Genomic DNA, 24234 nt, shown 5'->3' with positions numbered 1-24234 from the left:
ACGCTTTTGAACAATCTTTATCGATAAATGGTATTCTTACATTTAACTACAGACGCATTTGGCTGCTGTTTGCCTTTCAGGAGTATCCGTCCTTGACTGGCCCGGCATCATACGCCGGCTTCGGAATTCAAACTGAAAAATCCATTCCGTTGCAGCTCACATCAAACCTATCCGCTTTGATCGACCTCAAATCGAGGCATCCCAAATACGTTATATTCCATTTCCGATTATTCTTGACCATTGTCACCTGAAACATTATGAGCGATCTGATCAAACACGCAACCGAGAAAACATTTGAAGCCGAAGTGCTCAAGTCGGAGCTGCCGGTGCTGGTAGACTACTGGGCCCCATGGTGTGGCCCGTGCAAGGCGATTGCTCCCCTGCTGGAAGAGGCATCCCGCGACTATGAGGGCCGTATCCAGGTCGTCAAGGTTGATGTCCAGGACCATCCGGAAGTGGCTGCCAAGTTCGGTATTCGCGGCATTCCAACACTGATGCTTTTCAAAAATGGCGAAGCGGTTGCAACCAAAGTCGGTGCAGTCAACAAAACCCAACTGACCGGGTTCATTGACGAATCCATTTAATAAGTTATATTTTTCGCGCGGGCTCATTCGTCAGCCCGCCGCCATGACTCTTATTTCAATCCTTATCTATCCTTACTAATAAATAATGCACCTTAATGAATTAAAGGCACTGCATGTGTCGCAGCTGCTCGAAATGGCTGCTGGCCTGGAAATCGAAAACGCCAACCGCTTCCGCAAGCAGGAATTGATGTTTGCCATCATGAAGCGTCGCGCCAAAATGGGAGAACAAATTTTCGGCGATGGCGTGCTGGAAGTCCTGCCTGATGGCTTCGGCTTTCTTCGTTCCCCCGAAACTTCCTACCTTGCCAGCACCGACGATATCTACATTTCCCCTTCGCAAATCCGCCGCTTTAATCTTCACACAGGTGATTCGATCGAAGGTGAAGTACGCGTACCCAAAGACGGCGAACGCTATTTCGCCCTGGTCAAAGTGGAAAACGTCAATGGTGTCTCTCCGGAACTGATGAAACACCGCATCATGTTCGAGAATCTGACGCCCCTGCACCCGGACGATCCCCTGATTCTTGAACGCGATATCAAAAGCGAAGAAAACAACACCGGCCGAATCCTGGATATTTTCTCACCCATCGGCAAAGGCCAGCGTGCCTGATCGTCGCCAGCCCCAAATCGGGTAAAACGGTCATGATGCAGCACATCGCGCATTCCATTACCACGAATTACCCCGATGCAACGCTGATCGTCCTGCTGGTTGACGAGCGCCCAGAGGAAGTGACAGAGATGACCCGCACCGTACGCGGTGAAGTGGTCGCCTCTACCTTCGATGAGCCGGCCACCCGTCACGTACAGGTTGCCGAAATGGTTATCGAGAAGGCCAAACGCCTGGTCGAGCTGAAAAAAGACGTGGTCATTGTGCTGGACTCCATTACCCGCCTGGCACGCGCCTACAATACTGTCGTGCCGTCCTCAGGCAAGGTCCTGACCGGCGGTGTCGACGCCAATGCGCTGCAACGCCCCAAGCGTTTCTTTGGTGCGGCCCGCAACATCGAAGAAGGTGGGTCACTGACGATTATCGGTACCGCGCTGATTGAAACCGGCAGCCGCATGGATGAAGTCATTTATGAAGAATTCAAGGGCACGGGCAACTGCGAGGTCCATCTCGAACGCCGCCTGGCGGAAAAACGGATTTACCCCGCTATCAATCTGAACAAATCAGGTACTCGCCGTGAAGAGTTGCTGATGAAACCCGAGAAGCTGCAGCGGGTCTGGGTACTGCGCAAATTCATTCACGATATGGACGAAGTCGAGTCAATGGAATTCATTCTGGACAAGATCAAATCCACGAAGAACAATGACCAGTTCTTCGATATGATGAAGAAATAAACCACTGGCATGCCAGACAAAAAATACCTTCCGTTGCGAAGGTATTTTTTTCATATACTGAAGGAAGCATCAAGGGCCATGTGGCCGCTGTCGTTTTCTGATAAAAAAAAGCGACCAACAATGTGATTGTCGAGTCGCCCAGAGAGAGTAATCATGATGGAGAGACTTTGCAAAAACTCCATCGTCGTTATAGCGCCGCAAACCCTAAGGAATGCACGCAAAAATTTATTGTGGCATTTGTTGCTGCTGCTGATTCAGCATATCCAGAGCCTGTTTGCAGCTGGACTCCAGTTGAGCCTGATCCTTGATAGCAGCCATTTGCGAGCGCTGTTCATCAATCATCTGCTTCATCTGATCAGCAGACCCGCCTGCCTTCACAACCATGTCCTCGGCTTTTTTGAAGTAGTCCTGGCAAGTTTGCGGCAAGCTGCTGTTAGCACTGGCTGCCGAATCGGCTGCCGGCGCCGGTGCATCACTCGTACTGGATGAAGACTCGGCACCCGGTGCCGCACCAGAATTGGCAGGCGCGGTTGATGATTCTGCCGGTGCAGCCGGTTCAGGCGCAGGTGCGGTAGTGGCTGGCGCTTCAGAGGTTGCCGCAGGCGTTTCAGGCGCCGTGGAATCGGCACCCTTATCGCAACCGGCCAGACCGAACACCCCTGCCACCACAGCAGCCAGAATCGCGGAACGTGTCATATTCAAATTCATGCGTTCCCTTTCAGTTATTGAGGCTGGCTGCCGCCAGATGCAGGCGCCTCACCAGACGGTGCTGGTGTGGTTCCGGAATCAGCGGGAGCTGCGGGTTCAGCAGCGGGTGCTGGTGTTGCCGGCGCTTCAGATGAAGCCGGTGGTGTTTCCGGTGCCGACGAATCTGCTCCTTTGTCACATCCGGCCAATCCCAACAAGCCTGCGAGCGTTGCCGCCAGGGCTACAGAGCGTATTGTATGAAGTTTCATGATATCTCCCGTCTTATTGTGGCTGACTGCCAGAAGCAGGCGCTTCGCCAGAAGGCGCAGGTGTCGTGCCGGATTCGGCAGGTGCTGCCGGATCAGCAGCAGGGGCCGCCGGTTCAGCCGCAGGAGCCGGTGCTGCCGGCGCTTCAGACGTTGTACCCGGTGCTTTGGGTTCAGTCTCATCGCCACCGTTGTCGCAGCCGGCCAGACCTACCAAGCCAGCGAACACCGCCGTCAAAACCAATGATCGTGTCGTATTGAATTTCATGACTTAACCTCTTTATTTTGAATTGCGAAATCAGTACAAACCATTATTCGCACTTTCACTCCAAAGGTCATTACAGAACGACTATAAAGTGCTTGTATTTGTAACATTTGCAATTTTTTCAGGCAGCGATCAATTTGGCTATCTGCTTGATTTGGCTTGCAAAAGCCTGAATAAACTACTTTGCCGGTGTCTTAATATTTAACGTTTTGAACCGGCATCAGGCAATCTGATTGTGTGCAGATGCGACTGAAAATGGCTTTGGGAGACGCATCTACATTCGTAAAAAGACGTCATTCGTCCCTTGCCGCGTGTTTTTTGCGACAGGAACGAATGCAAAGACGATTAAACAATGCGTACGTTCAACTGGCCCAGCCCGTCCACTTTGCCGACCAACTCATCACCAACCGCGACAGCACCAACGCCTTCCGGCGTGCCAGAGAAAATCAGATCGCCTGGCTGCAGCTCAAATAATCCCGACAAATAGGCAATAGATTCCGGAATGGACCAGATCAGCGACGCGATCGTGCTGCGCTGGCGTGTCTGGCCATTGACGTCCAGCGAGATTGCCGCCGAATCAATGCCCTTGACCGTTGCTGCCGGATGGACAGGCCGATTGGGCCTGACAGATCGAATGCCTTGCCCACTTCCCAGGGTCTGCCCTGCTTCTTGGCCTCGCCCTGCAAATCGCGTCGCGTCATGTCCAGGCCTAGCGCATATCCGAAAACCATCTGCGCCGCCTCCTCTACCGAGACATCCTTACCCGCTTTGCCAATAGCGACGACCAACTCCATTTCATAATGCAGGTTGGCCGTTTTGGACGGATACGGCATTTGCCCGGTCTGACCGTCGGCGATAGGTAGCAGCGCATCGGCCGGCTTGCAGAAAAAGAAAGGATCTTCACGGCCGGTAAAGCCCATTTCCTTTGCATGTTCGGCGTAATTGCGTCCTACGCAGTACACACGGCGCACCGGAAAGCGCGCATCGCTACCGACAACGGCAAGGGAAACAATCTCGGGGGCGGGAAATACATATGTCATAGCAGTCTCTTAAATGGTCTTGGTTATCGTTGATCAATAAAACGTGGCGGCAGGCTTACGTGAACGCCATTGTGCGCACCATCAAAAAAAGGGCCCGGTCGTGTACTGCCGTGCCCTTTCTAAAAGTGGATGGAAACCAGCGGATTACTTACCTTTCTGGAATCGCTCGATACTGCTGGTAATCTCGGTGTGCGCCGCGTCGATCCCTTCCCAGCCTTTGACCTTGACCCACTTGCCTTTTTCAAGATCTTTGTAATGCTCGAAAAAGTGCTGAATGCGCTGCAGGTCCTGCTCGGGCAAGTCAGTATGCGCCTTCAGGTTGCTATAGGGGGGGTACAGCTTGTCAACCGGACGGGCCAGCAATTTGGCGTCGCCACCGGCTTCGTCATCCATTTGCAACACACCCAGGGCACGGCATTTGATGACCGATCCGACCGCAACGGGAAACGGCGTCAGGACCAGCACATCGACCGGATCGCCATCATCTGACAGCGTATCTGGAATATAGCCGTAGTTGCACGGGTAGTGCATGGCCGTCATCATGAAGCGATCTACAAACACCGCACCGGTGTCTTTATCCACTTCATATTTAACCGGATCGGCGTTCATCGGAATTTCAATTACAACATTGAATTCTTCCGGCGTCTTGGAACCGGCCGGGACATTTTTCAAGCTCATAGTCAACTCTTCTGGTTACTGTGGTTACGGTTTTTCGTGGTTACGATTTTCATTCAATTCATCCGCCCCGATACCCGGGATGGGTGCACTGTCAAAGTACTCGTCATCGGCTTCCGGCCGTTTGGCATAGATTGTTTTTTCAGACGCCTCATCTGCATGTTCCTGTTCGATTTGCTGATCGGCACGCTTGCGGTCAGGCGGGCCATCGGGATCCATGCGCGTATCGGCCGCAGGTAGATATTTTTCTCCTGCCACTGTGGGCAACATCGAAATGGAGGCCGAGGCAAACCGCCAGTGCTTGACGGCCTCGGCTGGCTTGCCCAGGCGGTCATAAAGTGCACCAAGCAAGGTGTGCGTGCGCGGATCCTCACGCAGCTTGAGGCTGCGCGTCAGATAGCGTTCAGCCTGACCCCACAATTGTGCAGCCAGGCACAGGAAGCCAAGCGCATTGAGCAGATCTGGATTATTTTCATCTTTTTCGAGCCATTGCTGCGCTTTGGTCAGGCGTGCATTGACCTGTTCTGCCGGACACTGTACATAGGCATTGAGCAGCCGTGCATCAATATGTTCCCGCAACGACGCTTCCAGTATCTGCCCTGCTGTATCGGACTGCCCGGCGGCCTGCGCTTTTTCAGCGGCAGCCAGCGCAATAAGCGGCATGGCCTTTTCCGACGCGCTGAACGATTTCCAGGTATTGGTCCAACTGTCCCGCGTGGTCGCTTTCATGACTGCCGCGCCGGCATGTTCAATGAGACGCTGGCCCTCGAAACTATCGATGGTTCCTTTCTTGTTCAGTGCTCGCGCTACCTGCAGCAGTTTATCCTGATTGCCAATTTGCTTGTAACCACGCAGCAGCAGCTTCTGAATATGATCCTGGTTGGCGCCTCCGGCTTTTGCCAAGGGTTCAAGCAATGCCAGCGCCTGTTTGGATTCACCCTGTTCCAGCAGCATTTCCGCACGGATAGTGGTGGCGGCATCCTGCATTCTGGGGTTGCCCTGCGCCTTGGCCTGTGCTGTCAGAAGCAACGCATCCCGTTCAGCATAACGCGACTGGTTGTGCGCTGCCTTGGCTGCCGCCAGACTGGCCAGCGCCTGCCGGCCACTGTCGCGACTGCGATTGAGCAGGCGGGTCAAATCCTTCTCTGCCGGGCTGCTTCGCCCTTCCAGCAATTCAACCCAGCCCCGTTCCAGGAGATCATAGTCCTTGCGGGTATGCCGGCGCTGATTCCAATCGCGCCATCGCGTGGGCGCATCCATCAGGACACCAATAAAGCGAAAGATCAGATAAAAGACGAAAAAAGCGATGACAATAAAGACCAGGCCGGCGGCCAGCGATACCGTGCGGCGCTCATCGCCAGTCACAACCATGAAATAGCCGCTGGAATCACGCAGCAAAAGTGCGGCAGCAACAGCAACAGCAAACAGGACAAGTAATTTCAAACTGGTACGCATGCATTACTCCTGTCCGGGATTCATGGATTTAAGCTGCTTGCGGGTTTCCTGGACCGCCTTCACACTCTGCGTGATGGGCGGCAACTGTTGCCTCACACCAGCCTTGAGCAGTTGCTGAAGCTGGGCCAGCACCTCTTGTGTTTCAACAGAATCCTGATTGAAACTTTGTCTGATACCCTTGACGACGGTTTCAAGCGATGAAGTCCAGATCCCCTGTTGTCCATTGAGCAATGCCTGCTGGGCAAAATGCAAATGCTGCTTCAGATTCGCCCGCAACTGGGCGGCCTGGTCAACCGTGAGCAACACCTGATTCGGATCGGCCAGTTTCTCTACCCGCACAATACCACCAAGATCTGAACGTAATCCGTTCCAGGCAGCCAGCGGCCAGGTTTTCACCTCGTTCCAGGCACGCTCATACCAGACCTCTGAAGGTGCCCCGGGGTTCGTATCGTTCGCGCCTTGCGCAGGTGAGGACGTCACATCTGCAGACTGCCCGGCCATGGGTTTGGCACCCGCCTGATCGGGAGCCAGCATGGGAAGTGCATCAATTTTCTCGGACAGCGCCGCCACTTTGGCAAATTGCGCATCCACGCCCATCGCAGGTGCTGCTTTCAGGGTAACGATATCGGCCGACAGAGCACCACGCAGCCCTGCCAACACCGGCGCATCGGCCTGGTCTATGGCTTTGATTGCCGTTTCCAGCGAAGTCACGGCATTCTCAAGATTGCCAGCAATGGCAAGCTCATTCTGCGCCATAGTAACCAGGCGGCTCACATCATTGACCACAAAAAGAGTTGTCTCGTCACGAGAGGCCTGCAGACGGCTGGTTTGCAACTGTTGCAGTTGTTTCTGCGAAGACTCCAGCTGATCGCGCAGCGCAATGATCTGCGCCGACTGGCGATCAAGCTGATCACGAATGTCCGCCGGCAGCGAGCCGTTAAAACCGCCCGTGCCCATCACTGCAGCCGATGGCGTGCCCGATGCCTGAGACGTATCTGCGGCCGTTCCCGATGCGCCAGCAGCGGATGCAGGAGTGGCAGCAGCGTCTTGCCCAGATGAGGCGGCTGATCCGGTCTTATCGACCGTCCCATCATCAGAGGTAGCCTCATTCGGTGTTGTACTGGATGATTGTGCTGTTGCGTTACCGCCCGTCGCAGTTCCAGTCTGCGCTGGCTCGCTATTGGTTGCCGCTGGCCCCATGGGCGTACTGCTGGTGCTGCCGCTGACCGCATCCGAAGTCGTCGACGCTGTGTCGACAGGCGATGCGCCTTCGCTTGCACCGTCCGTACCGGCCTGAGCATCGCCACTGGCTGTCGTGGCTGGCGTTGTGCCGCCGCTCTGGACAGACCCGGTTTGGCTCGTTGCGTCAGATTTTGCAGAATCCGAAGAATCAGCTGCACCTGTTGAATCAGATGTGCCAGGCGCCTGGCCCGATTGCCCGGCATCGGACTCCGGCGTCTTTGCCGGTGCGGATGAAGCAGGTTCACTGGTCGTCTGACTGCTGCTGGCAGGCTCGGACTGATGATTCTGGGCGTAGTAATAACCACCAGCGGCAATTGCCGCCACGACCACAACCGCAGCAATCAACGGACCTTTGGTGCCGTTGCCTGCATTGCTATCGTCTTTGCCCGTCGCAACAGGAGGAATGGCACCGCCTGCAGTGCCAGAAACCGGCTTGCCCGCGGCTGCCGCATCGGCCTTGCCTGCCTGTGCTGCCGTTTTCTCAGGCGTGCTTTTTTCGTTTGCCAGCTCTACATCTGTCACTGTATCCGGCGCCACGCTCCCTGGCTTCGCATGCTGGCCAGCCGCTTCCGGCTTTTTTTCATTTTCCGTATTTCGCGCGTCGTCCTGTTTTTTTTCCATGTTTTTCAATTCCTTACTATCCAGAAAACCAATACACCGCTTGGCGATACGTTCGTGAAAGATTTGTACATTGTAGTGGATTACAGCAGGCTTTTAATCCGAGATTGTAACGGTGTGGAAAATTGCGTCGTCTTGCGGCAATGCCTGCACGATGTGCAGTGCGCCGGCATCCAGCACAGGCAGTTGTTGCTGCATGGCATGCCTCAAACTATCGACCTGTCCTGCGTGGGTGACTACAAAGGTTGTGGATCGCGCCAATGAGTCTGGGTCTATCTGCACTGCAGCCAGATTATCGACGAATGCTGCTATCCCCTGGGGGCTGGTCAGCACCACATATTTTTTCTCCGCCGGATCAGCAAACAGGCTGCGCATCAGGTGCTGCTGCTGCACATCCCACTGTCTGGCATCCCTTCTGTACAAGGGCAGGCGCGTAACTTCAAGCGACAGATCCTGCAATTGCCCGGCAAGCCACGGGTTGCCGGTAGTGCCACAAGCAATCAACACAGTGTTGACGCAAGCAAAAACGGCGCTGGCCTTGAACCGGGCCAGAAAACCACTGGAATCGTAGGGCTGATCGTCTGTCGGACACAGAATCTGCTGTTGCGCAACGCCCTGGCGCTGCAGCGCCTGTACAGTTCCCGGGCCTACACAACCGGCATGCAGCCCTTGCGGCCATTGCATGCCTTGCTCAACCAGCAGATCAAAAAGCAATCAACGGCAAAGCCGCTGACAAAAAACACCAGATCGAACGCGGCGGGGTCAGGAACCGGGCCAGTAATAGCGATGCGCTGCAACGTCAAAGCCGGGAGCGTGGTAACACGCAGCCCTGCCTGTTCGAAACGCATTTGCAGGCCCTGGTTTTTTCCTTGTGGTCGCGTGAGAATGACCGTTGTGCGCAGATGATGCACGACCTGGACTCACGCCTTGTCGGCGTCGTTTTGTGATGCCTCGTGCAGTGCCGCCAGTATTTGGTCGGCCCCCTGCTCCTGCAGCGCTTGCGCGACCTCGACACCCAGCTGATCGGCACCTTCGGCACCGGATGTCCGTGTGCTGCGCAATACACGTGAACCATCAGGCGTTGCCACCAGCGCATTGAGCGTGACCGCATTATCTGTGAGCGTCGCGTAGGCGGCAATCGGCACCTGGCAAGATCCGCCCAGCGTCCGGGATACTGCGCGTTCCGCAGTAACACAAGCGGTGGTTGCCGGATCGGCCAGGCCGGCCAGGATCTCCAGCAATTCCGTACGTGATTCCAGCACCTCAATGCCCAGCGCGCCCTGTCCCGCCGCCGGCAGACTCTCGGAGACTTCCAGCCGCGATGCAATGCGATCACCCAGTCCCAGGCGTTGCAAGCCGGCGGTGGCCAGTACGATAGCATCATAGTCGCCGTTATCCAGTTTGGACAAACGGGTGTCAAGGTTGCCCCGCAAAGGTTTGACCACCAAATGCGGATAGGCGGCCCGGATCTGCGACTCACGGCGCAAGCTGGATGTTCCCACCACGGCACCGGCCGGCAATTGACTAAGCTGATGGTAAGTTGGCGACACAAAGGCGTCAGTTGGGTCGGCCCGTTCCAGGATTGCCGCCAAAGTAAAAGGAGATTGCAGATCGACCGGCACGTCTTTGAGTGAGTGCACGGCAAGGTCTGCCCTGCCGTCTACCAGCGCCGTTTCCAGCTCCTTGATAAACAGCCCCTTGCCGCCAATCTTTGACAACGTACGATCCAGAATCTGATCGCCCTTTGTCGTCAGTTCCAGAAGTTCGACCTGCAACTGAGGATATTGGGCCAGCAGCAAATCACGAACGTGATGCGCTTGCCATAGGGCAAGGCGGCTGGCACGGGTTGCGATGGTCAGTTTTTTAAGTTCGGTCACGCGGGGTTCCTGCTAAATATATTTAAAATCACAAATCAGGGGGTAGGACGGACAATAAGGCCAGCGATAAGGCACGATCGACCGGCGCCTGCAAAATACAGGATCAGGAACACGGAAGTCAAATCTGTGGCCACGCCCCTTCTGCTAACGTAAATAGTTGATGGCTACGGTAACGATGATACCGATCACTGCCAGAATAAGCAGACCTTGCAAGATGCTGCGTTTGGGTTTTTCATCCATGGTGTCAGACCTTCATACGAGTGGCAGACCTGGCGTCTGCGAACATGCAAAACAATAAACCCCGCCGGGGCACGAAGCCTGGCGGGGTTGCCTTCCGACGCTACCGGATCAGGAGAGCTTCCGGGCTGTCTCGGACTATAAGTCAGTTCAGGTTAGTGCGTTTCAGTTACCTGCGACTTGCCCTTGCGGGAAGCCAGCCATTTACCTAAACCAACAACCACGATTACGCCAATGACTTCTACTGCAATCTTAACAGTTTGCGGTGCATGTTCGCCATTGAAGAATGTTCTCTCGGTAAATACATCGGAAACCAGCATGCCACCGGCCAGCCAACCCAACAGACCCGCTCCCAGCGTAATCACCAGCGGATACTTGTCGATCAGTTTGAGCACCAGGGTGCTGCCCCAGATAATAATTGGCACGCTGACGATCAGACCGAAGGCCACATAGGCTACTTCATGTCCGGGCGTGGTTTTCTGCGCAGCTGCAGCGATGGCAATAACGTTATCCAGACTCATGACAAAGTCGGCAATCAGGATTGTTTTGACAGCGGTCCAAACCGATGTACCGCCGGCAACATTACCATGTTCGTCTTCTTCCGGAATCAGCAACTTGATACCAATCCAGATCAGCAAAGCGCCACCAACGATTTTCAGATAAGGAATTTCCAGCAGTTTGAGCGCGAAGGCGATCAGGATCACCCGCATAATGATGGCGCCGAACGTGCCCCAAAGAATGCCTTTCATGCGTTGCGCTTTTTCCAGATTGCGGCATGCCAAGGCAATGATGACGGCGTTGTCACCACCTAAAAGTATGTCAATGAGAATAATCTGGAATATTGCGGTCCAGCTCAGGGTCTGAAAAAACTCAAGCATAATGAAAGATCACCTCTGTTAGATTTGTATGATATGCAAGTGGGGCCTGGCGCTTGCCAAATGCCTTCTGATGGGCCGGCACCTGCATCGTATCGCGCCGCGCATTGGCGCGCAGTAACACAACGGACACAACCTGATCGACCATCCGAGCCGCTACAGTTCGGTGTAATTGCCGAGAAGGTATAAAAAAAGGGCACTTGCGCGCCCTTTCCTGCTCCAGACTGCGAGCAATTATAAAACAGAGTGTTCAGTACTAAGTCAGTTTTTTGTACGAGCCACAAAAATTTTGCCCAGCACAACAACCAGAAGCGCACCGGCAATACCCATGGTGACAGCCAATTGATGATGCGTCATGTGCGCCAGCGACGCCCAGCTCTCGGTACGCGGTTCAATCACCGGGTCACCGACAAACATCTCACCTGCAATATAACCGAGTAGCGCCGCACCCAACCATACAATGAGCGGAAATTTTTCAATCACGCTCAGCAACAAGGTACTGCCAAAAATCACAAGCGGAATACTCAGCGCCAGACCGATCACCAGCAGCGTAGTATCGCCATGAGCGGCAGCAGCAACCGCGACAACGTTATCCAGGCTCATTACCAGATCAGCCACCAGAATGGTGCGAATCGCGCTCATTAGCGTGCTATGGGATTTTTCATGCCCGCCCTGCTCGTCATCCGAGTTAACCAGAGAAACCCCGATATAGACCAGCAGCACCGCGCCAATGATTTTCAAATAAGGAAGCATCAATAGTTTGGCGGCGACCAGGGTGAGAATAATCCTCATCACGATGGCTGCGCCCGATCCAATCACGATTGCCTTTTTCTGCTGATTTTCCGGCAACGTGCGGGCGGCCAGTGCAATGACCACTGCATTGTCACCCGACAGCAGAATATTGACCCATACAATTTCAAGCAAGGCGAGCCAGAACGCCGAAGAACCTATATCCATAGTGAACCTTCCAAAGAGACTTTAAAATGAGAAAACGTTGTCTGTGTTGGCACCGCGATACTGCTGCAGGTGCATATTTATTCGTGCCATCATTCTATGAATCTTTGCTTACAGCGCCCTGATTTTAGAACACGCCTGAAAAGAAAACGCCCTGTAAATCACATAAATACAGTTGTGATTTACAGGGGCGCTTCGGCAGTTATCGCCCACATTGAGCGATAAACCGCGGCGGGAACTTACAGTACTGATTTGAGCAATTTGCCCATTTCAGACGGATTACGCGTGGTGCGAATACCGCAAGCTTCCATGATTTCCAGCTTGGCATCTGCCGTATCGGCACCGCCGGAGATCAGTGCGCCGGCGTGGCCCATGCGTTTGCCCGGAGGTGCAGTCACACCCGCGATAAAGCCAACGATCGGCTTTGTCATATTGTCTTTGGCCCATTCTGCGGCATTGACTTCGTCAGGCCCGCCAATCTCGCCAATCATGACAACTGCGTCGGTTTCGGGATCTTCATTGAACATTTTGAGGATATCAATGTGCTTGAGCCCGTTGATCGGATCGCCACCAATACCAACGGCACTGGACTGCCCCAGACCAAGCTCGGTCAACTGGGCAACCGCTTCGTACGTCAGTGTGCCTGAGCGGCTGACTACGCCGATGCGGCCTTTTTTGCAGATGTGCGCTGGCATAATGCCGATCTTGAGTTCATCGGGGGTGATCAGACCTGGGCAGTTAGGGCCCAGCAGCAGCGTTTTCTTGTTTTCCTGGCGCATACGGTTGCGAACGGCCAGCATATCGCGGACAGGAATACCTTCGGTAATGCAGATAACCAGATCCAGGTCTGCCTCTACTGCTTCCCAGATCGCATCGGCAGCGCCAGCCGGTGGAACGTAGATCACAGACACATTGGCGCCGGTTTGCGCTTTTGCATCCTTGACCGACGCGTAAATAGGCACGCCTTCGAAATCTTCGCCTGCGCGTTTGGGATTGACGCCAGCCACAAAGGCTTCTTTACCATTGGCGTAATCGCGGCACATACGTGTGTGGAACTGACCGGTTTTGCCGGTAATACCCTGAGTGATAACTTTGGAGTCTTTATTGATCAGAATTGACATGAAAAATTCCTTGCTTACTTAACGGCGGCTACGACTTTGGTCGCGGCTTCAGCCATGGTATCGGCGCTGATGATTGGCAGTCCGGACTCGGCGAGCATTTTTTTGCCCATCTCTTCGTTGGTACCCTTCATCCGTACAACCAGAGGGACCGAGAGGTTAACGGCTTTGCAGGCTGCGATGACGCCTTCGGCGATGACATCGCAGCGCATGATGCCGCCAAAAATGTTCACAAGAATCGCCTTGACTTCCTTGTTTTTGAGCATGATCTTGAATGCTTCGGTGACCTTTTCCGCTGTCGCACCACCACCCACATCCAGGAAGTTGGCGGGTTCCCCGCCAAACAGCTTGATCGTATCCATCGTGGCCATGGCCAGGCCGGCACCATTTACCAGCAACCGATGTTGCCATCCAGTTGAATGTACGCCAGGTCAAACTTGCTGGCTTCGATTTCGGCAGGATCTTCCTCATCCAGATCACGGTACTCAACGATCTCTGGGTGACGAAACAATGCATTCGAGTCAAAGTTGAATTTGGCGTCAAGTGCGACAATATCGCCTGAACCGGTCAGGATCAGCGGGTTGATTTCAGCCAGGGAAGAGTCGGTATCCCAGTATGCCTTGTACAGTTTCTGGAATTCAACGGCAGCCTTCTCGACCGACGCTTCGGGTACGCCAATACCGCGCGCCAGTTCCCGTGCTTCGTCATCGGTAAAGCCCTGAGCAGGATCTACAAACACTTTCAGGATTTTTTCCGGTGTTTTTTCCGCTACTTCCTCAACATCCATGCCACCTTCGCTGGAGGCCATCACGCATACGCGCTGGCTGTTGCGATCGGTCACGATGCCGACGTAATATTCTTTCTTGATATCCGCGCCTTCTTCAACCAGCAGGCGGTTCACTTTCTGACCCGCTGCGCCGGTCTGATGGGTAACCAGTTGCATACCCAGAATTTCGGAAGCCAGCTGGCGTACTTCGTCAATGGATTTAGCCAGTTTCACGCCACCGCCCTTGCCGCGGCCGCCTGCATGAATCTGCGCCTTGACAACCCAAACCGGGCCACCGAGCTTCTCTGCGGCAGCAACTGCCTCATCTACGGAAAATGCGGGGATGCCGCGAGGCACCGTCACGCCGAATTTTTTCAGCAGCTCTTTGCCTTGATACTCATGGATCTTCATGTATTACCTATTAGCGTAGGATAAAAAAACAAATGCTCAGCGTTGCGCGAGCACACGAAATGAGACTGTTTGAAGCCTGTACAACGATCATGACTGCCTGACCCTGCGTTTACTGCCATCTTGCGGGTTGACATACCACTCCGGATAATACTCCCGGACCACCGGAGAAGTGAGCGCCAGCGCGTGGCACCCTTCCAGCTGGAACGGCTTTTTCCCGGTTTTCTCAGCCTGCTCGCGGCGCTGTGCCGACAAGCTCTGTACAAAAACAGTAGGCAGTAGCACAACCAGCTCGGACATATGCGTACAGCCATCGACACGACCAAAGCGTTCGCGCACTGCTACCCGGAATTGGCGCAGCAGATGCAATCCGACCAGACCACGGTAGGCGTCTTCAATGGCCATACAGGCTGAATCATACGGCGCAGCCTGATATTTGGCCCGGACATCGGAAATCATCCCCTCAGGCGTAACCAGCAGAACAATTGTCATATCGTGCACCGGATCGCCTGCCAGGTGCATTGCACCGACTTTGGTGGGAAAGTCATAAGCTTTGACATCGACCAGATGCGCTTCTAGCTCCCAGAGGGAATCCTCCCGGAGATAGGCATCCATGGTGATACGACGGGTGTGAATTGGCTTGCGTGCCGAAGAACCCAGAGACATGTTCGAACGATTGAGGAGTTATTGGTCAGTAAACCGATAAAGTATAGCGTACTCCCTTATGCGCTCGCCCACAAAAAGGCCGTATTTGCGAAATTTTGCTGCAAAGCAAAATCAGCGTAAAGCGCGCCGGAACAAAGCCGGCCAGGCTCGGGACAAGGCCAGGCAAAAAAACACGGAGTAGCGGCAAGCCGCAATCTCCGTGGTAAAGGTTGGTAAACACCACGCGTTCAAATTACAACGCGGTATTCATTTGACAACGCGGCAGGCAATTAAACCGCGGCACGCAATGCCTGTGCTGCGTTGACCATCTCGATCAATGCGCTGCGCGTCTCTGGCCACTGACGGGTTTTCAGCCCGCAATCGGGATTGACCCACAACTGCTTGCGATCCAGGCGACTGGCCGCCTTGTTCATCAGCTGAATCATCCACTGCCGATCCGGGACATTGGGTGAGTGAATGTCATAAACACCGGGGCCGATATCATTTGGATAGTTAAAGCGTTCAAATGCTTCAAGCAGCTCCATGTTTGATCGCGAGGTTTCAATCGTAATCACATCCGCATCCATTGCGGCAATGGACTCGATAATGTCGTTAAACTCCGAATAACACATATGCGTGTGGATCTGTGTCGTATCTTGTACGCCCGACGTGCTAACCCTGAAGCAATCGACCGCCCAGTCCAGGTATGCCTGCCAATCTGCCTTGCGCAGCGGCAGCCCCTCACGAAAAGCAGGTTCGTCAATCTGAATCACCCGGATACCGGCTTTTTCCAGATCCTGAACTTCATCACGCAGCGCCAGCGCCAGTTGCAGGCAGGTTGCCTGGCGCGGCTGGTCGTCGCGTACAAAAGACCATTGCAGCACCGTGACCGGACCGGTCAGCATCCCTTTCATGGGCTTATCGGTCAGCGATTGAGCAAAGGCTGTCCACTCTACCGTCATTGGAATCAGCCGCGCGACATCCCCGTAAATGATGGGCGGTTTAACGCAACGGGAGCCGTAGCTCTGGACCCAGCCATTTTGTGTGAAGGCAAATCCGGCCAGCAGTTCGCCGAAATACTCCACCATGTCGTTGCGCTCGGGTTCTCCGTGAACCAGGACATCCAGGCCAGCTTCTTCCTGGAACTTGACCACTTCACGAATTTCCTGGCGAATGGCCTCTTCATATTTGGTATCGCTCAGGGCGCCGGCCTTCCAGTCGCGCCGAACCTTGCGAATCTCCGGCGTCTGCGGGAACGAGCCGATGGTGGTTGTGGGAAAATCAGGCAATCTGAGCGCTTCACGCTGTTTAATGATGCGCTCGGCAAAGGATGTCCGCTCGCGTGCAACGGATGCGGCTCCCGCCACCCGCTCGGTAACCGCCGGATTGTGAATCCTGCGCGACACTTTGCGATCTGCCAGTGCCGCGCGCTGCCCGGCAAGCGCAGCAGTCTGGGCTTCGGTCAGCGTGCCGTTCAATTTCGCGGCCAACAGGTTAAGTTCGTCTAGCTTTTGTACTGCAAACGACAGCCAGCTTTTTATTTCTTCGTCCAGCTGAGCTTCCTCTGCCAGATCGACCGGAACATGTAGCAATGATGAAGCCGGCGCCAGCCACAGCCGCTCACCCAGTTGCGCCAATGCCGGACCAACCAAAGCGGCAGCCTGATCCAGATCGGTGCGCCATACATCGCGCCCACTGATAATGCCGGCGGACAGCACACGGTCAGCGGGCCAGGCGGGCAGCACGCGGGCCAGTTGCTGTGGAGCGCGAACCAGGTCAAAATGCACCCCAGCCACCGCGAGCGAGGATACCAATTCGGTATTGTCAGCCACATCACCAAAATAGGTTGCCAGCAGAATCTTTACCGGCGTTGTGGCCAGCGCCGCGTACACCTGCCGGTAGGCGTCCTGCCAGGCAGGCGGCAGATCCAGTACCAGGCAGATTCGTCAACCTGCACCCATTGCACACCGAGTTCGGCCAAGCGTGTCAGCACCTGCTTATACACCTCGAGAAGCTGCGGAACCAGCGCCAGTTTGCGCTCATCTTCTGCGCTGGAAAACGATTCGCCCTTGCTCAGCCACAAATAGGTCAGCAGGCCGGGAATCACCGGCTTGACCTGATGCCCCAATATCTGAGCCTGAGCAACCTGATCAAACAGGCTGGAGCGTGCCAGGTAAAATGCCTGATCGGCAGCCAGCTCTGGAACAATATAGTGATAATTGGTATCAAACCATTTGGTCATCTCACATGCGGCTGCTGGTTCACCGCTTGGGGCACGGCCACGCGCCATTCTGAACAGCGTATCCAGACTGACCGGATCCCCCTTCGGATGGTTAAAGCGTGGCGGCACAACGCCCAGCGTGGTTGACCACTCCAGAATATGGTCATACCAGGCGAAGTCGCCCACGGTCACAAACGTATTACTCGCCGCTTGCTGGATTGCCCAGTGCCGCTCGCGCAGCTGCCTACCCGTCTCGATTAATTCCTCTTCGGTCGACTGCCCCGCCCAATACGCTTCCAGCGCTTTTTTCAATTCCCGTTTTACGCCAATGCGCGGGAAGCCCAAGTTGTGTGTCAAAGCCATAAGTATCTCTATTAATAATATTCAACAGCCACTTTCATTCCGTATTAGGGCGTGAAGTGGCCACGCATAAGCGCCGATGAAGTCAGTAGGCAGATTGTGCCGCGCTTGGAAAATGAAGACAGCTCAAATTCATTGATGTAATATTAGAAAAATTCATATTTCAAGATAGCTGATTGATTTTTAAAGTTATTTCACCGGCCGATATGCTTATAACTAATGATGTTGTCGCGCATGGCAGTAGATTGAAGCTTTCTTGATACCATTCAAACCATAAATGAAAAATTCTCACCCAAGCTATAATTACCATGATTGAAATTAAACATCTTGAAACGCTGACCGCTATCCGCGAAGCAGGCAATTTGCAGGATGCCGCCGAACGCCTGTCGGTAACGCAATCGGCACTTTCGCACCAGATCCGCGAACTGGAAAGCAGACTCAATCTGAACTTGCTGAATCGCCGCACGCGCCCCGCTCGCTTCACTACCGCGGCATTGCGCCTGCTAACGCTCGCTGATGATGTCCTGCCACGCATCCGCAGCGCCGAGCGCGAAATGCAGAAACTGGCAGCGGGCAGCACGGGTCGCCTGTATCTGGCGATTGAATGCCACTCCTGTTTCCAGTGGCTGATGCCTACCCTGGATGCGTTTCGGCTGCAATGGCAGGACATTTCACTGGACCTGTCCGCTGCCTTTTCCTTCGCTCCCATTCCCGCCCTGATGCGCGGTGATCTGGATCTGGTCATCACCTCGGATCCAGTACCGAATGAATCCGTAGAGTATGTGGCGCTATTTAAATATGAACTTGTACTGGCGGTGGCCGCAGACAATCCACTGGCCCGCAAGCGCTTTATCAAGCCCACAGACCTGAGCAACCAGGTTCTGATTACCTACCCCGTGGAGGAAGAACGCCTGGATATCTTCACAGCCTTCCTGGATCCGGCCGGCGTAGAACCGGCGTCTATACGCAAGTCGGAACTGACGCCCATGATTATCCAATTAGTAAACAGCAATCGCGGTGTGGCCGCCTTACCTAATTGGGCACTCACTGAGTATCAGGCACAGGACTGGCTCAAAATTGTCCATTTGGGAGAAGCGCCCGGTATCTGGCGTACGCTGTATGCAGCCATTCGCACGGAAGACCGAGAGACCCCCTATGTGCAGGCGTTTGTGGAACTGGCCAGGGAAATCTCGTTCAAGCACCTTGCTGGCATTCGTATGGCTTCCTGACCTATTGGCTTCTTATAGTTGTTAAATGCACACGCAAATGTATTTGTGGGTTGCAAACCGTAGCGCCATGGATATATATTTCCTTTAGGGAAAAAATATTGCTATGCGCAAAAACATCAATTTTTTCTATGTTGCAGCGTTTCGCAATACTTTCTGTTTAATTCTTCCAAAAGACAGGAGCAGAGGGAAATGGCCGTGGGCAGTCAACATTCAGCATCCTTAGATCACTTGAGCAAAATTGCTGCAATGGCAGGTGTAACGATCAATGGAGATGCGCCGTGGGACCTTCGTCTCACAGATAACAAAGCAGCAGACCGCATCCTTGCCCAGGGGAGCATGGGCCTGGGTGAAAGTTATATGGACGGTCAATGGGAATGCGACCAGATTGATGAAATGATCACCCGCCTGCTTAGGCACCGCATTGATGACAAAGTCAGGTCCGCCGCCACCCTCTGGCATATTCTGCGTGCCCGTTTTGTGAATAACCAGACTCGCTCCAAAGCCTGGGAAGTAGGCGAAAAGCACTATGACCTGGGTAACGAGTTTTTTCGGGATATGCTCGACGCGCGCATGACCTATACATGCGGCTACTGGGATAACGCCAGCACACTGGACGAAGCCCAGGAAGCCAAGCTTGACCTGGTATGCCAGAAAATGGGGCTCAAGCCGGGCATGACCGTGCTGGATATCGGATGTGGCTGGGGTAGCTTCATGCGGTTTGCCGCTGAACGTTACGGTGCGCATTGCACCGGCATCACTATTTCCAAAGAGCAGGCCGAATACGGACAAAAAATGTGCGAAGGCCTGCCGGTACAGTTTCTATTGCAGGACTATCGTGACCTGACCGGCCAATATGATCGCATTGTCAGCCTTGGCATGTTCGAACATGTGGGGCGCAAGAATTACCGTACCTACTTTGAAGCGGCACGCAGGAATCTGAAAGAAGACGGACTATTTCTGATGCACACCATTGGCGGACGAGTTCGCGATCACGATCCCGATCCATGGATTCACAAATATATTTTCCCCAACGGAGAAATCCCTGTGATCGGTCAGGTGGCTGATCATACTCAAGGATTGTTTCTGATTGAAGATCTGCACAATTTTGGCGCCGATTACGACAAAACGCTCATGGCGTGGCATGCCAATTTTGAAAAACATTGGCACAAACACGCATCGCAGTATTCTGAACGTTTCTATCGCATGTGGAGATACTACTTGCTCATTTGTGCCGGTTCATTCCGGGCGCGCGACAACCAACTATGGCAGTTTGTCCTGTCGCCCAACGGTGTACCCGGCGGTTATCGACGGCCCAAGCTCTAAACAAAGCAGGTAATGCAGTTCGACAGTGCCTGAAGATGCGGGGTTGGTATTCATATCGAGGAATGCCGCTGGTGCCGTTGGCTGGATGCGATTGTGTGACTGCTGAAGTTTGATTACGTCTGTTGAATCACATTGTTGGCCGTCACCATGCAAGCTCAGCCTTGCAACCGTCACGACCAGATTGCGACAATTTGATCGGAGTTATAACGAAGGCTGTTGAAGCGCATTGGGTATGCGATTTAGTCGTCTGACGGCGCGCGGATAATCTTTCTTACGATATCTGCGGAGAAACCGCGGCTGAGCAGGAAGCGCATTTGTTTGGCATATTCCTGGGGAGTGGTGTATGCCTCTCCCTTGAATTTTTTTTCCCAGACAGCTTTGGCGCGTTCGTATTCGGAGCTCTGTAAATTGTGAAGGGTCGCATTGACATCCTCTTCAGAAAGATGATGTTGCCGCAATTTGGCGGCAATACGCATTGCCCCCCATTTTTGCGCAGCGACATTCGCCGTCGCCTGTAGAAAACGACTGTCCGATTGCCAGTTTTCTTTCTTCAGGCGCAGCATGACCGCGTCAAGCTCTGCAGGACTTTCAGCATGGGGAGCAAGCTTTTTCCTAAGCTCGTATTCCGAATGTTCACGCCTGGAGAGATAAGAAATACCACGGGCAAGCAGGCTGCGACCAGGGCCGCGCCTGCCCTGCCCTTGGGAAAAATCACTCATCAGCTTCCGCGGCTTGAGCAAGGTCTTCCGGATCGGCGACAAATTCCTGCGCGCGCGCGATAATGCCCATGTTCTCGCGTACCTTGTTTTCAATTTCCACAGCCATTTCCTTGTGCTCTTTCAGATAGTCGCGGACATTGTCCTTACCCTGGCCAATACGCGTGCACTGTAGCTATACCAGGCACCCGCCTTGTCCACGACACCGGCCTGCACGCCCAGATCGATCATTTCGCCTTCGCGTGAAATGCCGGCACCGTACATGATGTCGAACTCCGCCTGTTTGAACGGCGGCGCAACCTTGTTCTTGACCACCTTGACACGCGTTTCATTACCGACAACTTCGTCGCCCTTTTTGATGGAGCCGATACGACGAATATCCAGTCGAACCGATGCATAAAATTTAAGCGCATTACCACCCGTCGTGGTTTCAGGACTGCCGAACATGACGCCAATTTTCATTCGAATCTGGTTAATGAAGATAACCATGCAATTGGTGCGCTTGATGGAAGCGGTCAATTTACGTAGCGCCTGGCTCATGAGACGCGCCTGCAAACCAGGCAGGCTATCGCCCATATCCCCTTCGATTTCTGCGCGAGGCACCAGTGCGGCAACCGAGTCAATAACAATCAGGTCAACGGATCCGGAGCGCACCAGCGCGTCAGTAATTTCCAATGCCTGTTCGCCTGTGTCGGGCTGGGAAATGAGCAGATCAGCCAGATTTACGCCCAGTTTGGAGGCATATTGCACATCGAGCGCATGCTCGGCGTCGATAAACGCGCAGGTGCCACCGATTTTTTGCATTTCAGCAATAACCTGAAGCGTAAGCGTGGTTTTACCGGACGATTCCGGCCCGTAGATTTCGATCACACGACCACGCGGCAATCCACCTACGCCCAGCGCAATGTCGAGCCCGAGAGAGCCAGTGGAGACAACCTGGATGTCGTGCGACACTTCGTTATCGCCGTAGCGCATAACAGAGCCTTTGCCGAACTGCTTTTCAATTTGAGAGAGTGCTGCGCTGAGTGCCTTGGCGCGGTCGGCGCGTGCGGCTTTGGATTGCTTGTCGTCCATGGAGGGTCCTTGTGACTAAATAGAGAAACCTGATATCGCAATATATAGCCAAACTGCGGATGAATAAAGTCGTGAATACCGTAATTACAGTATTTTCATCCAACACAGAATTCGTACATATTGTGATAATCGGATATTATCGCATTAAATTATACTGTATATTTAGCCAGTATTATCATATTGCCTGCATTTTTTTATGAGTTGTTTGTTCTTTACCAATCCGATTCAGGACATTGTCAGAGCATACGCATTATATTGCGTCCCTGATGGTGACGAAATGACAAGTTTCAATCCCCTTTTGAAGTTTCGTCAGCATTGTCAGTGCTACACCCCGTAAGTTTTACGTAGCACTGAAACCCGTATTAACCTGCCCCCGGGCAGGTTTTTTTTGGCCATTTCCAGCTCACCGGCAAGCGCTCTGCCACAGTTCGCAAGCAGCCCGCCGGCAAAGCGGCCAGCGCTCGCGCCGGTTGCCCGGCACCATTTGCGCAGCCCGCAGCCTATTGCATGACTGTGTAAAGTTTTCGGCGGCAAGGCAAGCGCCTGGCGCATGTGCGACAACGATAGCCGGTACAATAAATGCTTTTGGCGTAAAAGTATGTGGTTTAAGAATCTGAGCGTTTACCGGCTGGCTGCCGACTGGAAACCCACGCAGGAAGAGCTTGAAGACAAGCTGGCAAAAGCCGCTTTTGTTCCTGGCAACAAATCGGACATGAACAGCATGGGATGGTCCCCGCTCGGGAAAACGGAATGCTCGCCCATGCCCTTAGCGGCCAGTACCTGCTGTCGCTGCGCACCGAAAAGAAATTGCTGCCTGCTACCGTCATCAATCAGTTTACCCGTGCCCGCGCACAGGAAATCGAAGAACAGCAAGGGTACAAACCTGGCCGCAAGCAAATGCGTGAAATCAAGGAACAGGTTACCGATACCCTGCTGCCCAAGGCATTCAGCATCTTTCGCGATACCCGCGTATGGATCGACACCCAGAATCATTGGCTGGTCATCGATGCCGCCTCGGCGACCAAGGCCGACGAAGTGATCGGCGCCCTGGCCAAAGTTATCGATCCGCTGCCGCTCAAAAGCCTGTACACGGAACAGTCGCCCTCTGCCGCCATGACCGAATGGCTGCTTGCCGACGAAGCGCCGGCCATGTTCACGATCGACCAGGATACAGAGCTGCAGTCATCGTCTGAGAACAAGGCGACCATTCGTTACGTTCGCCAGAGTCCCGAAAAGGAAGACGTGCAAAAACATATCCAGTCGGGCAAGCAATGCACCAAGCTGGCGTTAACCTGGTCGGATCGCATTTCATTTGTGTTAAGTGACAATCTGATCATCAAACGTATCGCGCCACTGGACATCCTCAAAGAGAATCAGGATATGTCGGCCATGGACGACGATGAACGTTTCGATGCCGATATGACGCTGATGACCGCCGAACTGGCCGGACTGCTGGCGCGCCTGGTCGAAGCACTGGGCGGCGAAAAACAGACTGCCAAGTAAACATAGCAGTATTGCAAAATACAGCTATTTGACAAAAGGGGCGAAAGCCCCTTTTTTTGACAGCCTCTTTCGGCTTTCGAGTTTTTATATTGAAACAGCCGCCGCTCAGGTAGCTTGCAACCTGGGTATTTTGCCGCGCCAGGATGTACAACACGGAAATTTGACGAACCGGATCTGCTATAACCAGTAGCAGCAAGCCGCAGTCTGCCGCCGCGCCCCCCCCTTTTATCAGGCCGACGAGACCGCGATCGCTAATGGTCCAAACGCGCCAAACGCGCTATCGTATGCTTTACTGTTACTGCAAATTGATCGTGATGGTGTAAGGCACCGGCGTCGCCTTGTGAGCGATGGCAGCCTGTTCCTGGCGTGATTCCATGTCGGTCTTGAACAGAACCCGCAGCTCGTACAGTCCTTCGGACGGAATGATATATTCGGTATCTCGCTGCAATGAATAGGCTTCCTGACCAAATAGCGCCAGATCAATAGAAGCGTCTCCCTTCAAATTGACTTTCAATTTCTGGTCCTTGAAGGCCCGAAACTGATAGGAAGAATATCCCGCCCCCAGAATGTAGCCCGTATACATAATCGCGTGCTCATTCAACGGAAAGCGAACGCTCTGCGTCATATTCGTAAGCGAATTGATGAGCGCTTCATTATGCTTTTGTTCGGCCTCCTGCTTTGCGGGAACCGGCTGCGCAACAGTTTCGACGACCTGCTGCTCTATATATCCGACAATAATGACACTCAAAACCGTC

General features: G+C 53.8%; 18 protein-coding genes and 6 pseudogenes. 5 read left to right on the top strand and 19 right to left on the bottom strand.

Annotation, left to right across the window (positions count from 1 at the left end; genetic code table 11):
- Nucleotides 1-257: 257 nt before the first annotated feature.
- Nucleotides 258-584, top strand: coding sequence for a thioredoxin (gene trxA, locus TKWG_RS08875; protein WP_014750513.1), 327 nt, complete (start codon nt 258-260; stop codon nt 582-584).
- 85 nt (nt 585-669) lie between these two features.
- A pseudogene (rho, locus tag TKWG_RS08870) lies at nt 670-1925 on the top strand (transcription termination factor Rho).
- A 225-nt stretch (nt 1926-2150) separates the two neighbouring features.
- Here the strand turns inward: rho and TKWG_RS23605 are convergent.
- The 16 genes and pseudogenes from TKWG_RS23605 to metE form a co-directional block, all read right to left on the bottom strand.
- Complete coding sequence (locus TKWG_RS23605) at nt 2151-2621, bottom strand: DUF5339 family protein (protein WP_171815147.1); 471 nt, start codon at nt 2619-2621, stop codon at nt 2151-2153.
- 26 nt (nt 2622-2647) lie between these two features.
- The gene (locus TKWG_RS23245) at nt 2648-2881 is read right to left on the bottom strand and encodes a hypothetical protein (RefSeq protein ID WP_148274507.1); all 234 of its coding nucleotides are present in this window, start codon (nt 2879-2881) and stop codon (nt 2648-2650) included.
- A gap of 13 nt (nt 2882-2894) precedes the next feature.
- Nucleotides 2895-3146: a hypothetical protein gene (locus tag TKWG_RS08855; RefSeq protein WP_014750511.1), complete on the bottom strand. Its 252-nt coding sequence runs from the start codon at nt 3144-3146 to the stop codon at nt 2895-2897.
- A 342-nt stretch (nt 3147-3488) separates the two neighbouring features.
- Nucleotides 3489-4063: pseudogene (locus tag TKWG_RS08850) on the bottom strand (fumarylacetoacetate hydrolase family protein).
- A gap of 264 nt (nt 4064-4327) precedes the next feature.
- Complete coding sequence (gene ppa, locus TKWG_RS08845) at nt 4328-4861, bottom strand: inorganic diphosphatase (protein WP_014750510.1); 534 nt, start codon at nt 4859-4861, stop codon at nt 4328-4330.
- A 24-nt stretch (nt 4862-4885) separates the two neighbouring features.
- The gene (locus TKWG_RS08840) at nt 4886-6313 is read right to left on the bottom strand and encodes a heme biosynthesis HemY N-terminal domain-containing protein (protein WP_014750509.1); all 1428 of its coding nucleotides are present in this window, start codon (nt 6311-6313) and stop codon (nt 4886-4888) included.
- Between the two features lie 3 nt (nt 6314-6316).
- The gene (locus TKWG_RS08835) at nt 6317-8176 is read right to left on the bottom strand and encodes a uroporphyrinogen-III C-methyltransferase (RefSeq protein WP_014750508.1); all 1860 of its coding nucleotides are present in this window, start codon (nt 8174-8176) and stop codon (nt 6317-6319) included.
- 93 nt (nt 8177-8269) lie between these two features.
- Nucleotides 8270-8857, bottom strand: coding sequence for a uroporphyrinogen-III synthase (locus TKWG_RS08830; protein ID WP_041709235.1), 588 nt, complete (start codon nt 8855-8857; stop codon nt 8270-8272).
- Nucleotides 8821-9084 carry a uroporphyrinogen-III synthase gene (locus tag TKWG_RS08825; RefSeq protein WP_041709232.1) on the bottom strand — a complete coding sequence of 88 codons (264 nt, stop codon included), beginning with the start codon at nt 9082-9084 and terminating at the stop codon, nt 8821-8823. Before TKWG_RS08825 ends, TKWG_RS08830 begins: the two co-directional genes overlap by 37 nt.
- A gap of 9 nt (nt 9085-9093) precedes the next feature.
- Nucleotides 9094-10050, bottom strand: a complete 957-nt coding sequence (gene hemC, locus TKWG_RS08820; protein ID WP_014750507.1) for a hydroxymethylbilane synthase — start codon at nt 10048-10050, stop codon at nt 9094-9096.
- Between the two features lie 392 nt (nt 10051-10442).
- Nucleotides 10443-11165, bottom strand: a complete 723-nt coding sequence (locus TKWG_RS08815) for a TerC family protein (protein ID WP_014750506.1) — start codon at nt 11163-11165, stop codon at nt 10443-10445.
- A gap of 258 nt (nt 11166-11423) precedes the next feature.
- Nucleotides 11424-12119, bottom strand: a complete 696-nt coding sequence (locus tag TKWG_RS08810; RefSeq protein WP_014750505.1) for a TerC family protein — start codon at nt 12117-12119, stop codon at nt 11424-11426.
- Between the two features lie 236 nt (nt 12120-12355).
- Nucleotides 12356-13237, bottom strand: coding sequence for a succinate--CoA ligase subunit alpha (gene sucD, locus TKWG_RS08805; RefSeq protein WP_014750504.1), 882 nt, complete (start codon nt 13235-13237; stop codon nt 12356-12358).
- Between the two features lie 14 nt (nt 13238-13251).
- A pseudogene (sucC, locus tag TKWG_RS08800) lies at nt 13252-14411 on the bottom strand (ADP-forming succinate--CoA ligase subunit beta).
- A gap of 87 nt (nt 14412-14498) precedes the next feature.
- Entirely contained in the window at nt 14499-15074 is a 576-nt protein-coding gene (locus tag TKWG_RS08795; RefSeq protein WP_041709228.1) for a DUF2889 domain-containing protein, read from the bottom strand.
- Nucleotides 15075-15343: 269 nt separating this feature from the next.
- Nucleotides 15344-17637: pseudogene (metE, locus tag TKWG_RS08790) on the bottom strand (5-methyltetrahydropteroyltriglutamate--homocysteine S-methyltransferase).
- Nucleotides 17638-17942: 305 nt separating this feature from the next.
- Between metE and TKWG_RS08785 the strand changes: the two are divergent.
- Both TKWG_RS08785 and cfa read left to right on the top strand, forming a co-directional pair.
- Complete coding sequence (locus TKWG_RS08785; RefSeq protein ID WP_014750502.1) at nt 17943-18863, top strand: LysR family transcriptional regulator; 921 nt, start codon at nt 17943-17945, stop codon at nt 18861-18863.
- Nucleotides 18864-19052: 189 nt separating this feature from the next.
- Nucleotides 19053-20186 (top strand): cyclopropane fatty acyl phospholipid synthase, encoded by a 1134-nt coding sequence (gene cfa / locus TKWG_RS08780; protein ID WP_014750501.1) that lies wholly within the window; start codon nt 19053-19055, stop codon nt 20184-20186.
- Between the two features lie 239 nt (nt 20187-20425).
- Here the strand turns inward: cfa and recX are convergent, their stop codons facing one another.
- Both recX and recA read right to left on the bottom strand, forming a co-directional pair.
- Nucleotides 20426-20905, bottom strand: a complete 480-nt coding sequence (gene recX, locus TKWG_RS08775; protein WP_014750500.1) for a recombination regulator RecX — start codon at nt 20903-20905, stop codon at nt 20426-20428.
- Nucleotides 20898-21976: pseudogene (recA, locus tag TKWG_RS08770) on the bottom strand (recombinase RecA). Before recA ends, recX begins: the two are co-directional and overlap by 8 nt.
- 598 nt (nt 21977-22574) lie before the next feature.
- On the opposite strand from recA, the pseudogene TKWG_RS08760 reads away from it, so the two are divergent.
- A pseudogene (locus TKWG_RS08760) lies at nt 22575-23479 on the top strand (recombination-associated protein RdgC).
- A gap of 295 nt (nt 23480-23774) precedes the next feature.
- On the opposite strand, the gene TKWG_RS08755 reads toward TKWG_RS08760, so the two are convergent.
- Nucleotides 23775-24227, bottom strand: a complete 453-nt coding sequence (locus TKWG_RS08755) for a hypothetical protein (protein WP_171815146.1) — start codon at nt 24225-24227, stop codon at nt 23775-23777.
- Nucleotides 24228-24234: the final 7 nt, after the last annotated feature.

The sequence above is a fragment of the Advenella kashmirensis WT001 genome (genome assembly GCF_000219915.2).
GTDB lineage: Bacteria > Pseudomonadota > Gammaproteobacteria > Burkholderiales > Burkholderiaceae_B > Advenella > Advenella kashmirensis.
The sequence above is the reverse complement of the archived record's forward strand: the minus strand, read 5'-3'. Positions and strand labels throughout refer to the sequence as shown.

Bases quoted from the DNA above. Each gene is read 5' to 3' on its own strand.
- trxA (WP_014750513.1), top strand. From the start codon at position 258: ATGAGCGATCTGATCAAACACGCAACCGAGAAAACATTTGAAGCCGAA.
- TKWG_RS23605 (WP_171815147.1), bottom strand. From the start codon at position 2,621: ATGACACGTTCCGCGATTCTGGCTGCTGTGGTGGCAGGGGTGTTCGGT.
- TKWG_RS23245 (WP_148274507.1), bottom strand. From the start codon at position 2,881: ATGAAACTTCATACAATACGCTCTGTAGCCCTGGCGGCAACGCTCGCA.
- TKWG_RS08855 (WP_014750511.1), bottom strand. From the start codon at position 3,146: ATGAAATTCAATACGACACGATCATTGGTTTTGACGGCGGTGTTCGCT.
- ppa (WP_014750510.1), bottom strand. From the start codon at position 4,861: ATGAGCTTGAAAAATGTCCCGGCCGGTTCCAAGACGCCGGAAGAATTC.
- TKWG_RS08840 (WP_014750509.1), bottom strand. From the start codon at position 6,313: ATGCGTACCAGTTTGAAATTACTTGTCCTGTTTGCTGTTGCTGTTGCT.
- TKWG_RS08835 (WP_014750508.1), bottom strand. From the start codon at position 8,176: ATGGAAAAAAAACAGGACGACGCGCGAAATACGGAAAATGAAAAAAAG.
- TKWG_RS08830 (WP_041709235.1), bottom strand. From the start codon at position 8,857: ATGCAATGGCCGCAAGGGCTGCATGCCGGTTGTGTAGGCCCGGGAACT.
- TKWG_RS08815 (WP_014750506.1), bottom strand. From the start codon at position 11,165: ATGCTTGAGTTTTTTCAGACCCTGAGCTGGACCGCAATATTCCAGATT.
- TKWG_RS08810 (WP_014750505.1), bottom strand. From the start codon at position 12,119: ATGGATATAGGTTCTTCGGCGTTCTGGCTCGCCTTGCTTGAAATTGTA.
- sucD (WP_014750504.1), bottom strand. From the start codon at position 13,237: ATGTCAATTCTGATCAATAAAGACTCCAAAGTTATCACTCAGGGTATT.
- TKWG_RS08795 (WP_041709228.1), bottom strand. From the start codon at position 15,074: ATGTCTCTGGGTTCTTCGGCACGCAAGCCAATTCACACCCGTCGTATC.
- TKWG_RS08785 (WP_014750502.1), top strand. From the start codon at position 17,943: ATGATTGAAATTAAACATCTTGAAACGCTGACCGCTATCCGCGAAGCA.
- cfa (WP_014750501.1), top strand. From the start codon at position 19,053: ATGGCCGTGGGCAGTCAACATTCAGCATCCTTAGATCACTTGAGCAAA.
- recX (WP_014750500.1), bottom strand. From the start codon at position 20,905: ATGAGTGATTTTTCCCAAGGGCAGGGCAGGCGCGGCCCTGGTCGCAGC.